Source organism: Paeniclostridium hominis, from assembly GCF_014306135.1.
In the GTDB taxonomy this organism is placed as follows: Bacteria; Bacillota; Clostridia; order Peptostreptococcales; family Peptostreptococcaceae; genus Paraclostridium; species Paraclostridium hominis.
In genome coordinates this window covers 72,494-87,068 of sequence record NZ_JACRWD010000003.1, presented here as the reverse complement: position 1 = coordinate 87,068, position 14,575 = coordinate 72,494, and the positions used below count along the sequence as shown (strand labels likewise).

Sequence of the window (14,575 nt, the reverse complement as noted above, 5' to 3'; positions counted from 1 at the left end):
ATGAAATTTTCAAGAAGTATACAAGCGATAGATTCTCATACAATGGGCGAACCAACAAGAATAGTAACAGGTGGAATTCCTAATATAAAAGGAAAAACAATGGCTGAGAAAAAAGCTTACTTAGAAAACAATCTAGACCATTTAAGAACTGCTATAATGCTAGAGCCAAGAGGACATAATGATATGTTTGGTTCTATAATAACTCAACCTTGCCATGAAGAAGCAGACTTTGGAATAATCTTCATGGATGGTGGAGGATATCTAAACATGTGTGGACATGGTTCAATAGGAGCTATAACTGCTGCTGTAGAAACTGGTATGGTAGAAATGAAAGAGCCTGTAACTCACGTTGTAATGGATACTCCAGCAGGTATAGTAAAAGGTGAAGCTAAAGTAGAAAATGGAAAAGTTAAAGGAGTTTCTATAGTAAACGTACCAGCATTTTTATATAAAAGAGATGTTCAAATAGAAATGCCTGAAATAGGAACAGTAACTTTTGATATATCTTTTGGTGGAAGCTTCTTTGCAATAGTTAAAGCTAGCGAATTAGGATTAAAAGTTGAACCTAAAAATGCTCAAAAATTAACTGAAATAGGTTTAAAAATGAGAGATATAATAAATGAAACTATAGAAATACAACATCCAGAATTATCTCATATAAAAACTGTAGATTTAGTTGAAATATATGATGAGCCAACTCATCCAGAAGCTACTTATAAAAATGTAGTTATATTTGGACAAGGACAAGTGGATAGATCTCCATGTGGAACAGGAACAAGTGCAAAACTTGCAACACTACATGCAAAAGGTGAATTAAAAGAGGGCGAATTATTCGTATATGAAAGTATATTAGGAACACTATTTAAAGGAAGGGTAGTAGGAACTGATAAAGTAGCTGATTATGATGCTATAATACCTGAAATAACAGGAGCTGCATATATAACAGGATTTAACCATTTTGTTATTGATGATGAAGACCCGGTAAAATATGGATTCATATTAAAGTAGTATAGTGCTAAAAATTGACTTATAATAAATATGATTAAATGCTTTTATAGTATTTAATCATATTTATTGTGTAAGACATTTTTAATTAATATCAGTAGGAGGAATTATAGGATGTTAAATTTAGTAAGATTTCTATTAGCAGCTTTTATATCATTATTTAGTTTTAATTTCTTTAGAGATTTATTAAAAGCTAAGGCATCAAACAAGTTTGAAAACGTAGCAGCATGGAAAGCTCTTTTAACAGGATTTGTAACAGATTTTTTTGATGCCTTAGGTATAGGTTCTTTTGCGCCTACAGTGGCAATGATGAATGTATTAAAAGTAAATATACATGATAGATTATTACCAGGAACATTAAATGTATGTCATACTATACCAGTTGTTGTTGAGGCTTTTATATTTACTACTGTTATAGATGTAGATGCAATAACTTTAATAAGTTTATTAGCAGCTGCAGTAGCAGGGTCTTATATAGGAGCTGGTATAATAGCTAAGATGGATGAAAGAAAAATACAAATGGTTATGGGACTTGCATTAGCTGTAACAGCAATATTAATGTTATTAGCTCAGTTAGGATTAATGCCTGGAGGAGGAAATGATACTGGATTAACTGGTTATAAGCTTGTTATAGGTATTGTTGGTAACTTTATATTTGGAGCATTAATGACTGCAGGAGTTGGATTATATTCTCCATGTATGGCTATGGTCTATTTCTTAGGAATGTCTCCTAAAGTAGCATTCCCTATAATGATGGGATCTTGTGCATTATTAATGCCAATAGCAAGTGTTAAGTTCATAAAAGAAGAAGCATATGCTAAGAAAACTTCTTTACTTATATCTATAGGTGGGGTTATAGGGGTAATAATAGCTGTTTACTTTGTTAAATCAATGCCTATGGAAATCTTAAGATGGTTAGTTATAATTGTAATAGCATACACTTCAATAACTATGTTAAAAAAAGCATTAACTAGCAAACGAGCTTAGATAAGACAATTAGATAAAATAAAAAATGTACCGTATTTTAAGATGCGGTATATTTTTTATTTTTTGCCATATAAAAAGTGTTTTATTGTATTTTCTTTTTACAAAGCAGTAATAAAATTAAGCACATATAAATATATTTATTATATAGATTCAAGATAAAATATGGTAATTAACAATTTTGGGGGGAATAATATGATAAATTTAAAGGAAGATACTAACATAGTAAATTTAAGAGGAGAACTTGAAGAAGAATTGACATTTAGCCATGAAATATTTGGGGAGAAATTTTATAGTGCAAAAATTAAAATACATAGATTAAGTGATACATATGATGTTTTGCCTATAACTATATCAGAAAGACTATTACAAGAAGTTAATTTAAGTGAAAATAACTTAATTGATGTAGTTGGTCAATTAAGATCATATAACAAAAATATAGATAGCAAAAATAAATTAGTATTAACGGTTTTTGCTAGAGAAATAAAAGATGTAGAGGAAGACACTAAAGACCCAAATAGTATTTTCTTAGATGGATATGTATGTAAAAATCCTATTTACAGAAAAACTCCTTTAGGAAGAGAAATAACAGATTTACTTGTAGCTATAAATAGACCATATAACAAATCTGACTATATACCATCTATAGTATGGGGAAGAAATGCTAAATTTGCAAAGAATTTAAAAGTTGGCGATAGAATACAAATGTGGGGTAGGGTTCAAAGCAGAGATTATGAAAAGAAACTTGATAATGGAGAGGTTGAAAAAAGAGTTGCTTATGAAGTTTCTATATCAAAAATAAAAAGATTAGATGAAAATAATATAAACTAAATATATTACGTTTAGGAAAACCATATTAAAAAAATTATTTAAAATGGTTATTGAATAGTTGCTCGTGATTTATTATAATCTATTCTATGATGTAAAAACAAACACTGAAAAGTAGAAGGGGGAGCACTGTGAAAAGCGTAGTACAATGGAGTTACGAATCAAATTACTCTGCAGAGGATGCCGAAGAAGACATATTAAATATGATAAGATATACTATAGGAGAAAAAATCCTTCTGGTGGGAAATATAGGTACCTTAGGTAAGAGATTAAGGATGATGGGCGTCCATGTTACTATACTTGAAGATAGTGCATATCATGACATATGCTACTCTTTAGTGCACAATGAAAATTGTAGTGTAGTTAAGGGCTGCTTAGAATTATTACCTTTTTCAGACCAATTTTTTGATAAAGTGATTGTATTAAGTCAATTCAACTATACTAATAACCAAAATAAAGCTTTAAAAGAAATCCACAGGGTTTTAAATCCAGATGGAGAAGTTATTTTGCAAGATCCCAATTTAGAAAAATTTAAGATAAAATTAAAATGTATCAAACACAGATTATTCGGAGAACGTATAAAATATTATTCTCCTAAAGAGATTGTAAAAAAGCTTGAACATTCAAACTTTAAAGGTGTTTTAGAAAATTTAAATAGTGATAAGTATATTTATATAGGAAGAAAAATTATTAAAGACTAGGTTATACCTGGTCTTTTGTTATAGGAGGAAATTTAATGAAAATACATTATAGTATGATAATTATAGTCATGTTATTTGTAATATTAGTATCAATACAGTATACTTTAAATAAGATATACAAAACACTTAATGAAATGAAATTACTAATGTACAAGGATAGACTAAGGGATGGAAAATATGATTAATTTAAACTTTATAAAAAGAGACATACAAAATATAGCAGAAGCTATATCATCTGTTTTAGAAATTGATGTAACTATAGTAGATTCAAACTTAGTAAGAATAGCAGGCACAGGTACATATTTTAAGAAAATAGGTCAACAGTTAAGGGCATATTCAGCATTTAAGTATTCATTAACAACTAAAAAAGAATTAATAATAGAAGACCCAAAAAGCAATAAAATATGTAATGAATGTTATAGTAGTGGAGTATGCAAAGAATTTGCTGAAGTATGTTGTCCGATAGTTTATGATAATAAGTCTTATGGGGTAATAGGTTTAATTGCATTTACAAAAGAACAAGCAGATGTAATTAAATTTAGAAAAAAAGATTTAATGAATTTCCTACATAAAATGGCAGACTTAATATCTAGTAAATTAAAAGCAGAAATAAAGACCTATGAAGTAGAATTAGAAAAGAAAAAACTAGAAACTTTATTAGATAACATGGATAAGGCAGTAGTATCTTTAGATGTAAATGCTAATATAGAAAAATACAACTTAAAGTTTAAAGAAGTATTTGATATAAAAAGTGATATAATAGGTAGCTTTATAGGAGATGTATTAAAATTTATAAAACTAAATAACTTTAATAGTATAAATAATGATAAAACTTATAACTTTATTTATAGAGGAGATAGTAAAGAATTTAAGGGGATTTATAATATAAAGCCTATAATATTAAATGATGAACTTAAAGGATATGTCCTAGATTTTATAGACAGGGTAGATGCTATAAAAAACTATAATAAAATGAGTAATGACCATAGAATATTTTTAGATAATATAATTGGAAATAGTTATGCAATAAATAAAGCTAAAGAAGAAGCTTTAATGGCATCAAAAACCAGTTCTACAGTTTTGATAACAGGAGAAAGTGGTACAGGGAAAGAACTATTTGCAAGAGCTATACACAATCATAGTCATAGATCAGGAAATCCTTTTATCGCGATAAACTGTGCAGCAATTCCTGATAATTTACTTGAAAGTGAGTTATTTGGATATGAAGAAGGAGCATTTACTGGAGCTAAAAAAGGCGGAAGTTTAGGGAAGTTTGAATTAGCTGATAAAGGAACTATATTTTTAGATGAAATAGGAGATATGAGTTTACACTTACAAGCTAAGTTACTTAGAGTATTACAAGAAAAAGAAGTGGACAAAATAGGTGCTAAACATAATGTAACTATAGATGTTAGAATAATTGCAGCAACTAATAAAGATTTAGAAGATATGGTAAAAAAGGGAACGTTTAGAGAAGACTTATATTATAGATTAAATGTGATACCTGTAGTTTTACCAACCTTAAGACAAAGAAAAAATGATATACACCTTCTTATAGAATATATGATAAGAGAATACTCAAACAAGTTAAGTAAAAATGTAGAAGGTATAGATATTCAAGCAATGGAATATCTTTGTGAATACAGTTGGCCAGGTAATATTAGAGAATTACAAAATGTTATAGAGTATAGTGTGAATAGATGTGAAGGTAGCACAATAAATCTTGATAATATACCAAATAGAATAAAACATAGCCATTCAAATAATGAATTAAATATAAATACAACTGAACAAATTGTTACATTAGATGAGTTGGAAAAAAATGAAATAATAAAAGCTTTAGAAAAATATAAGAATTATAAAAAAGATAAAGATTTAGCAGCAAAAGCCTTAGGTATATCTAGAGCTACATTGTATAGAAAAATAGATAAATATAAAATAGTCTCAAAATGATACTTAATATCATTTTGAGACTATTTTTTTTCTAAATGAGACTAAAATGATAAAAAAGTGTCGAAATATAATTTTAAATATAGTAATTTCAAGCTTTAAAAAAACATTTTCATTTGGCATGGTTCTTGCTTTTAATAAAATACATAAATATTTTATAGCTATCTAGGAGGAGATCAAAAATGAAAAATTTACAAGAAAAATTAGTTAACATATTAAGAGCTGAGGTTAAACCAGCATTAGGTTGTACAGAGCCAGTTGCTGTTGCATTAGCATGTGCTAAAGCAAAAGAAACATTAGGGGAAGATGTAGTAAAATGTACAATAGGACTTAGCCCAAATGTATATAAAAACGGTATGTGCGTAGGTATACCAGGAACTGATAGATTAGGATTAAAAATATCTGCAGCAATGGGTCTTATCGGTGGAAAATCAGAAAATGGATTAAGAGTATTAGAAACATTAACTAAAGATGATGTTAAAGTTGCAGAAGACTTCATGGATAATAATGATATAAATATATCACCAATAGATACAGATGAAAAAGTATATATAGAAGTTATATTAGAAGGTAAAAACAATACTTCTAAAGTTGTTATAAGAACTAAACATGACAATATAGTATTTGTACAAAAAAATGATGATGTTTTATTAAATGAAGAAGTAGTTGAAGTTGCAGCAACATCAACTCAGCCTAAAGAAAATATATTAGATACTATAACTATAAAAGAAATAGTAAAAGCTATGGAAACTGTAGATTTTGAAGAAATAAAATTCTTATTAGATGGAATAACTATGAATGAAGAGATAGCTAAGTACGGATTAAATGAAAAAGTTGGTGTAGGTGTAGGATTTGGTATCAAAAAATCAATAGAAGATGGATTATTAGGTGATGACTTAATGAACTACACTATGATGATAACAGCAGCTGCATCAGATGCTAGAATGGCAGGGGTAAAACTACCAGTTATGAGTTCTAACGGAAGTGGTAACCATGGTATAACAGCTATACTTCCAATAGTTGCATACAATGATAAATTCCCTCAAACAGAAGATAAGTTAGCTAGATCATTAGCTATATCTCACTTATTAACTGCATACGTTAAAAACTATACAGGAAGATTATCTGCAGTTTGTGGATGCGGAGTAGCAGCAAGTATAGGAGCTACAGCAGGATTAGCTTGGTTAATGGGATGTAGCGAGACTCAAATAGAAGGTGCAATAGAAAATATGGTTGCAAACCTAAGTGGTATGATATGTGATGGAGCTAAAGCAGGATGTGCTTTAAAACTTGCATCAGCAGCATCAGCAGCAGTACAAAGTGCTATAATAGCTAAACAAGATTGTATAGTACCTCCAATGAACGGAATAGTTGGAACTGGAGCAGAGCAAAGTATACAAAACTTAGGTAGAGTAAGTGATAAAGGTATGACTACAACTGATAAGGTTATAATAAGTGTAATGGATGATATGAATAAAGCTAACTAATATTTATCTAAGACATTGCAAAATTAAGAAAACTCCTATAAAATAGATATAATATTATATACCGGAGGTTGTAACATGGATATAGAAACTAAGAAATGGGAAGTATTATGTTCTGAAGAGCAAATACAAGAAAGACTAAAAGAATTAGGTGCACAAATATCTAAAGATTATGAAGGTAAAAAATTAATGGTTATATCTTTATTAAAGGGAAGTTTTATATTCTGTGCAGACTTAGTAAGACACATAACAATACCTGTTAAAATAGGATTTATGACTACTTCAAGTTATGGACATGGGGAAAGTAGTACTGGCCAAGTTAATATGGTAGCGGATATAAGCGATGATATAGAAGGATATGATGTTTTAGTTGTAGACGATATAACTGATACAGCACTTACTATGAACTTTGTTATGGGTCACTTAAAAACTAAAAACCCAGCTAGTATAAAATGTTGTGTTCTTTTAGACAAACCAAGTAGAAGAAAGGTAGAATTAGTACCTAACTACTGTGGATTTGAAATAGAAGACAAATTTGTTGTAGGATACGGATTAAACTACGGAGATTATTATAGAAACGTACCTTACGTATTTAATGTTACTAATGAAGATAGATAGTAAAAAAAGATTGGATTAATCCAATCTTTTTTTATTACTAAAACTTAATTTTTTAGATGTATACTTAAGTTGTTTTTTAATAAAAATCTAATAATATAGCACTAAAAACAATAAATTTTATAAAGTTAAGCATTAATAGCAATACCAAGGTAATATATATTGGGTATAATTAAAAAAAGATAAATTGTTGAAAAGGAGAATTATATGAACAATATATTTAATATAAAAGAATCAATGAAAAACAATAGAAAAGAATTACATGTACTAGCTGAAATTGGTAATCAAGAATTTAAGACTAGTAATTATATAAAAAACTATTTAAAAAATATAGGTGTTGAATTTGAAGAATATTTAGATACAGCAGTAGTAGGTATAATAAAAGGAAAAAATCCTACTAAAACAATAGCATTTAGATCTGACATGGATGCTCTTACTATGGGGGATACAGCTATGCATTTATGTGGGCATGATGGTCATATGAGTGTTTTATTAGGACTTGTAACTTACTTAAATGAACAAAGAGAAAATCTAGTAGATAATATAGTGTTTATATTCCAACCTGCAGAAGAAGGTCCAGGAGGGGCCAAGCCTTTAATAAAAGCAGGTATAGTTGAAAAATATAATATAGATGAAATTTATGGACTTCACATATACCCAGAAATACCTGAAGGCTATGTAGGCACAAGACCTAATTATTTCTTAGCTCAAGTTGGGGAGTTAGACATAGATATAAAAGCAAAAAGTGGTCATGGAGCGATGCCTCAAAATGGTATAGATGGAATAGTTTTAGCTTCTAGCTTTATAGGAAGCTTACAAACTATAGTATCTAGAAATATAAGTCCCCTAGATAATGCAGTACTTACAATAGGTAAGATGCATGGAGGTACTAGAAGAAATATAATAGCTGAAAATATAAGAATAGAAGGAACTATAAGAGCTTTTAAACCAGAAGTGTATGAAACTATCAAAAAAAGAATTAGAGAACTTGCTAAAGGATATGAAGTAGCATATAACTGTGAAATTGACGTTGAAATAAGAGATGATTATCCAGCTGTTAATAATAATGAAGCTTTATATGAAGAATTTGAAAAAGCTATAGGGCAAGATAAGTTAATAAAACTAGAACCTATAATGATATCTGAAGATTTTTCATACTATCAACAAGTAATACCAGGATTATTTTTTATGTTAGGTGCAAGAAATGAAGAAAAAGGATTTGTAAATGGACTTCACAGTTTAAATTTTAATTTTGATGAAAGCATCTTAGGAAATGCACTAGATATATATATAAAATTACTAAAATATAAAAAAGCTTTATTATAATACTAAATCACTCCTTACTTTGTATAAATTTTACTTATATGATAAGAATACAAAATGAAGGAGTGATTTTTGTGAACGATAAAAAAATTGATATAAATAAACCAAGAACTAAAACTGCTAGGAAGAAAAAAAGAATATTGACAGATGATGATATAATGAAATATGAGATAGCATCAGAACTTGGCTTAATGGACAAGGTTTCTGAGCTTGGTTGGGGAGGATTAACTGCCAAGGAAGCAGGGCGTATTGGAGGTATGTTAACGTCCCGTAAAAAGAAAAAGAAAAAAATAGAGAAGGACGAAGGCGATGGATCAGTATAAAGATTTTGCATTTGTTTATGATGAACTTATGAACGATGTTGATTATGACAAATGGGTTAAATATATAGAAGATATAATTAAAAATGAAGATGCTAAAGTTAAAAATATACTTGAATTAGCTTGTGGTACAGGAAATATAACTATACCTTTAGCTAAAAAAGAATATGATATAGCAGGTATAGATATATCAGAAGAAATGCTAAGTGTAGCTAAAGAAAAAGCTGAAAAGCAAGGAATAGAATTAGTCTTACTACAACAAGATATAGCAGAGCTAGACTTTGATATAACAGGGCTTGACTGTGTATTATGTGCTTGCGATGGATTTAACTATATAACTTATGATGATGATTTACAAAATGTATTTGATACAACTTATGAACTATTAAAAGATGATGGAATATTCATATTTGATATAAGTTCATATTATAAACTTGCCAATATATTAGGTGGAAATATATATGGAGAAAATAGAGAAGATGTTTCATATCTATGGCAAAACTATTTTGATGATGAAGAGAATTTATTAGAAATGGAATTAGCATTCTTTATAAAAGGTGAAGATGAAAGATATGATAAATTCGAAGAAGTTCATCAACAAAGAGCTTATACAGAAGAAGAAATAATAGAGATGCTTCAAGAATCTGGATTTGGGAATATAAAAGTATATGGAGACTTTACATTTAACAAACCAAATGAAGAATCAGAGAGAATATTCTTTGTTTGCAAAAAATAGATATTAATTAGTTTAAATTGATTGGAGGAATACGTATGAAAGATTATGTAATAAGAGCAACAGCTGGAGACGGTCAAGTAAGAGCTTTTGTTGCTACAACTAAAAATATGGTAGAAACAGCTAGAGAAATGCATAAAACTACTAAAGTTGCAACTGCAGCATTAGGAAGAACTCTAACAGCAACATCTATGATGGGTCTTATGATGAAAAATGATGGAGATAAAATAACAGTTATAATAAAAGGTGGAGGACCTATAGGAAGCATATTAGCAACAGCTAATTCTAAAGGAATGGTAAAAGGATATGTAGACAATCCAAATGTTGTAGTTGAAGATTATCCAAATGGAAAATTAAATGTTGCAGCTGCTGTTGGTACAGAAGGAACAGTTAGAGTTACTAAGGATTTAGGATTAAGAGAGCCATATAATGGATCATATCCTATAGTTAGTGGAGAAATAGCACAAGATTTAACTTACTACTTTGCAGTATCAGAGCAAACTCCATCAGTAGTAGCTTTAGGTGTATTAACTAAAGAAGAAGAAGTAGAGCATGCTGGAGGATTTATAGTTCAATTAATGCCAGATGCTGTTGAAGAAACTATAGCAACATTAGAAGAAAATGTTAAAGGATTAGATTCTATAACTAACATGCTAAAAGATGGAAAGACCCCTGAAGATATACTTGAAATAGTACTTAAAGGTTTAAATCCTCAAATATTAGATAAATGTGAAGTAGGATTTGAATGTGAATGTTCTAAAGAAAGAGTTGAAGGTGTTTTAATATCTATAGGAAAAGAACAATTATCTGAAATAATAGAAGAAGATAAACAAGCAGAAATAGGATGTCAATTCTGTAATACAAAATATTTATTTAATGAAGATGAATTAAAATCTATATTAGATAAAATGAATAAATAATAAAAGATTGGATAAAACCCTTTTGCATAAGTGTTGTACCAAGTGGTAGAATATATTAATGCGAAAGGGTTTTTTTAGTATATGACAATAGATATAAAGCGAGGTGAGTAAATTTATGAACTTTAATAATAGGTTGGAATTAGTTCAATCACAAAAGCTAGTTATGACAACTCAGTTGAAACAATCCTTAGCAATCCTTAATATGAGTAAAGTTGAATTAGAAGAAGAAATAAGAAAAGAATCAGAAGAAAATCCACTATTAGATATTGAGCGTAAGGAAGAGATAAATTGGGAGGCTTATATAAATAATATTGATAATGGATATAAAGGAGAAAAATCTTATAATCCAGATAATGATTTAAACTTAGAAAACATTATCAGGGAAGAAACTAATTTATATGAATATCTAAATCTCCAAATTGGATTATATAAACTTACAGAATTAGAAAAAGAAATTTGCAATTATATAATAGATAGTTTAGATGAAGATGGATATTTAAGAATAGAAGAGCAATATATATTAGGAGATTTAGGGATAGATAAATTTACGTTTGAAAATTGTTTAACAAAGATTCAACAATTAGATCCTATAGGGGTTGGAGCAAGAAATTTAGTTGAATGTTTAATAATACAAATTAAAAATCAAGGGATTTATGATGAAGATTTAATACAAATAATAAAAGAAGATTTAAATTTAATAGCATCAAATAAAATAAAAGAAATTAGTAAAAAACATAAGTTGTCGATGGATAAGTGTATAAGCTTAGTTAATAGGATAAAAAAATTAGATCCAAAACCAGGAAAATTATGTTCTAGTGACAAGACGGTATACGTGCAACCAGATGTTATAGTTGAAAAAGTAGACGATGAATTTATTGTTTATATAAATGAAAGAGATTCATACGTACTAAAAATAAATAATTTCTACAAAGAAGTTTTGAAAAATTCTTCTTCAGACAATGAAGCTAAAGACTTTATAAAATCAAAACTAAATTCTGCAACAAATTTAGCTAAAAATATACAAAGTAGAAATCATACCATACTTAAAATTGCAGAAGCTATAGTTTCATCTCAAGAAGAGTTTTTTAATAAAGGGCCACAATTTATAAAGCCATTAAAGTTAAAAGATATAGCTTACATGATAGAATGTCACGAATCGACAATAAGCAGAGGGGTAAATGGAAAGTATATGCTAACACCTTTTGGAGTATATGAATTTAAATACTTCTTTAGTAGTGCTATAGAAACTACTTCAAATGAGATGGCTTCTAGCACAAGTATAAAAAAGATAATAAAGGAAACAATAAAAGGGGAAAATAAGAAAAAACCTTTAAGTGATGAGCAATTATCAAAAATATTAAAAGATAGTGGAATTTCAGTGGCTAGAAGGACTGTAGCCAAGTACAGGGAAGAGCTTCAGATACCTTCATCTAGCAAAAGAAGGGAATATTAATAATAAAATTATAAAAAAAATTTTAAAAACTATTGAAATTAGTAAGGATTTCCTATAAAATAAAATTAACTTGTGGGACTAAAAATTAAACAAGGGACATAAAATGTCCCTATAACATTAATTAATATTGAAGGAGCAAGATTTTAATGAATGACTTAATTAATATACAAAAAAAGTTAATTCCACAAGTAATAGAACTTATGGAAAGAAGATATTTAATTTTAAGACAAATATCTTTAACTGAACCAATAGGAAGACGTACATTATCCAATATGCTAGAAATTAGCGAAAGAGTAATAAGATCTGAAACAGAAGTTTTAAAAGAACAAAATCTAATAAATGTAGCTGTATCAGGAATGACAGTTACAGAAGAAGGATTAGAGCTTTTAGATCAACTAAAAGATATTATGAATGAGGTTATGGGTCTTTCTAAGCTACAAAATAGAGTTAAAGAAAAACTAGGAATAAAGAAAGTTATAATAATTCCTGGCAACTATGAAAAAAATGAAAGCTTACTAAAAGATGTTGCAAAACAAGGTGCAGAGTATTTTTTAAGTATATTAAAAGATACAAACATTGTATCAATAACTGGTGGAAGTACTATGTTAGAATTTGCAAATAGTTTAAGAGGCGATAAAAAATACAATCAAACGACTATAGTTCCTGCTAGAGGAGGAGTCGGAAAAGATGTAGAAACTCAAGCAAATAATATTGTAGCAATTTTAGGTAAAAAATTAGGAGCACACTATAAGTTACTTCATATACCAGATGAGCTAGGTGTAGAGGCTATGAAAACGCTTAGTTTGGAACCAGAGATAAAGAAAACTTTAAATTACATAGTAGATACAGACATACTTGTATTTGGAATTGGAAGAGCAGATGAAATGGCTACTAGAAGAAAATTACCAAAAAAACAAGTAGAAGAAATATTATCTAAAGGAGCTGTTGGAGAAGCTTTTGGATATTATTTTAATAAAGATGGTGAAATAGTATATGAATTAAATACTGTAGGAATTAATTTAGAAACATTTAAATCTGTAAAAAATAATATAGCTATATTTGCAGGAGCAAGTAAAGCAGAAGCAGTTACTGCGATTTCAAAGGTAAATGATAATATGGTAATTGTTACAGATGAGGAAAGTGCTTATAAAATATTAGAAATAAATTAGTTAATAACTAGCTAAAGCTAGCTAAATATACACACATTTATTTTAGGGAGGCAAATAAAATGGTTAAAGTAGCAATAAATGGATTTGGTAGAATAGGTAGATTAGCTCTAAGAAGATTAATGGAGCAAACTGATAAATTTGAAGTAGTAGCAATAAATGACTTAACAGATGCTAAGACATTAGCTCACTTATTCAAATACGATTCAGCTCAAGGAAGATTCAACGGTGAAATAGAAGTTAAAGAAGGAGCTTTCGTAGTTAACGGTCAAGAAATAAAAGTTACTGCAGAAAGAAACCCACAAGACTTACCATGGAAAGAATTAAATGTTGATATAGTATTAGAGTGTACTGGATTCTTCACATCTCAAGAAAAAGCTGGTCTTCACTTAGAAGCTGGTGCTAAGAAAGTTGTTATATCTGCACCTGCAAAAGGAGACTTAAAGACAGTAGTATTTAACGTTAACCATGATATATTAGATGGTAGTGAAACAGTTATATCAGGGGCTTCTTGTACAACTAACTGTTTAGCACCAATGGCTAAAACTTTAAATGATAAATTCGGATTACAAAAAGGGTTCATGACTACTATACATGCATATACTAATGACCAAAATACTTTAGATGGTCCTCATGCTAAGGGTGATTTAAGAAGAGCTAGAGCTGCTGCTGCTAATATAGTTCCTAACACTACAGGAGCTGCAAAAGCTATAGGTTTAGTTATACCAGAATTAAAAGGTAAATTAGACGGAGGAGCTCAAAGAGTTCCAGTTGTAACTGGTTCTTTAACTGAATTAGTTTGTACATTAGATAAAAATGTAACTGTAGAAGAAATAAATGCTGCAATGAAAGAAGCATCTAATGAATCTTTCGGATACACTGAAGAACCATTAGTATCTACAGATATAATAGGAATAGAATACGGATCATTATTTGATGCAACTCAAACAAGAGTTATGGAAGTAGATGGAAAACAATTAGTTAAAGTTACTTCTTGGTATGACAATGAAATGTCTTACACTTCTCAATTAATAAGAACTTTAGGATACTTCGCTAACTTAGCTAAGTAATTTAAATAAAAAGTAAAAGGCTT

At 28.9% G+C, this 14,575-nt stretch carries 15 protein-coding genes; all 15 read left to right on the top strand.

What is annotated here, in order from left to right; translation table 11 throughout:
- The 15 genes from H8891_RS10135 to gap all read left to right on the top strand — a co-directional run bounded on the left by H8891_RS10135 (position 1) and on the right by gap (position 14,552).
- Positions 1 to 1,008, top strand: a complete 1,008-nt coding sequence (locus tag H8891_RS10135) for a proline racemase (RefSeq protein ID WP_021130144.1) — start codon at positions 1 to 3, stop codon at positions 1,006 to 1,008.
- Between the two features lie 111 nt (positions 1,009 to 1,119).
- Entirely contained in the window at positions 1,120 to 1,992 is an 873-nt protein-coding gene (locus H8891_RS10130) for a sulfite exporter TauE/SafE family protein (RefSeq protein WP_187006366.1), read from the top strand.
- A gap of 192 nt (positions 1,993 to 2,184) precedes the next feature.
- The gene (locus H8891_RS10125) at positions 2,185 to 2,820 is read left to right on the top strand and encodes a single-stranded DNA-binding protein (RefSeq protein ID WP_147546756.1); all 636 of its coding nucleotides are present in this window, start codon (positions 2,185 to 2,187) and stop codon (positions 2,818 to 2,820) included.
- A 128-nt stretch (positions 2,821 to 2,948) separates the two neighbouring features.
- The gene (locus H8891_RS10120; RefSeq protein WP_330604970.1) at positions 2,949 to 3,518 is read left to right on the top strand and encodes a class I SAM-dependent methyltransferase; all 570 of its coding nucleotides are present in this window, start codon (positions 2,949 to 2,951) and stop codon (positions 3,516 to 3,518) included.
- 35 nt (positions 3,519 to 3,553) lie between these two features.
- Complete coding sequence (locus H8891_RS10115; RefSeq protein WP_187006365.1) at positions 3,554 to 3,703, top strand: hypothetical protein; 150 nt, start codon at positions 3,554 to 3,556, stop codon at positions 3,701 to 3,703.
- Positions 3,696 to 5,471, top strand: coding sequence for a sigma-54 interaction domain-containing protein (locus H8891_RS10110; protein WP_330604971.1), 1,776 nt, complete (start codon positions 3,696 to 3,698; stop codon positions 5,469 to 5,471). Before H8891_RS10115 ends, H8891_RS10110 begins: the two co-directional genes overlap by 8 nt.
- Before the next feature lie 179 nt (positions 5,472 to 5,650).
- Positions 5,651 to 6,955 carry an L-cysteine desulfidase family protein gene (locus tag H8891_RS10105; RefSeq protein WP_187006363.1) on the top strand — a complete coding sequence of 435 codons (1,305 nt, stop codon included), beginning with the start codon at positions 5,651 to 5,653 and terminating at the stop codon, positions 6,953 to 6,955.
- 75 nt (positions 6,956 to 7,030) lie between these two features.
- Positions 7,031 to 7,570 carry a hypoxanthine phosphoribosyltransferase gene (gene hpt, locus H8891_RS10100; RefSeq protein ID WP_021126538.1) on the top strand — a complete coding sequence of 180 codons (540 nt, stop codon included), beginning with the start codon at positions 7,031 to 7,033 and terminating at the stop codon, positions 7,568 to 7,570.
- Positions 7,571 to 7,774: 204 nt separating this feature from the next.
- A complete protein-coding gene (locus H8891_RS10095) occupies positions 7,775 to 8,893 on the top strand; it encodes an amidohydrolase (protein ID WP_187006362.1) in 1,119 nt (372 codons plus the stop codon).
- 71 nt (positions 8,894 to 8,964) lie between these two features.
- A complete protein-coding gene (locus H8891_RS15330; protein ID WP_330604972.1) occupies positions 8,965 to 9,213 on the top strand; it encodes a small, acid-soluble spore protein, alpha/beta type in 249 nt (82 codons plus the stop codon).
- Positions 9,200 to 9,946: a class I SAM-dependent methyltransferase gene (locus H8891_RS10085; protein WP_187006360.1), complete on the top strand. Its 747-nt coding sequence runs from the start codon at positions 9,200 to 9,202 to the stop codon at positions 9,944 to 9,946. The genes H8891_RS15330 and H8891_RS10085 overlap by 14 nt, the downstream gene beginning before the upstream one ends.
- 35 nt (positions 9,947 to 9,981) lie before the next feature.
- Positions 9,982 to 10,863, top strand: a complete 882-nt coding sequence (gene hslO, locus H8891_RS10080; protein ID WP_187006359.1) for an Hsp33 family molecular chaperone HslO — start codon at positions 9,982 to 9,984, stop codon at positions 10,861 to 10,863.
- Between the two features lie 115 nt (positions 10,864 to 10,978).
- Positions 10,979 to 12,316, top strand: coding sequence for an RNA polymerase factor sigma-54 (gene rpoN, locus H8891_RS10075; protein WP_187006358.1), 1,338 nt, complete (start codon positions 10,979 to 10,981; stop codon positions 12,314 to 12,316).
- A 146-nt stretch (positions 12,317 to 12,462) separates the two neighbouring features.
- Positions 12,463 to 13,485 (top strand): sugar-binding transcriptional regulator, encoded by a 1,023-nt coding sequence (locus H8891_RS10070; RefSeq protein WP_147546740.1) that lies wholly within the window; start codon positions 12,463 to 12,465, stop codon positions 13,483 to 13,485.
- 59 nt (positions 13,486 to 13,544) lie between these two features.
- Complete coding sequence (gene gap / locus H8891_RS10065; protein ID WP_147546738.1) at positions 13,545 to 14,552, top strand: type I glyceraldehyde-3-phosphate dehydrogenase; 1,008 nt, start codon at positions 13,545 to 13,547, stop codon at positions 14,550 to 14,552.
- Positions 14,553 to 14,575: the final 23 nt, after the last annotated feature.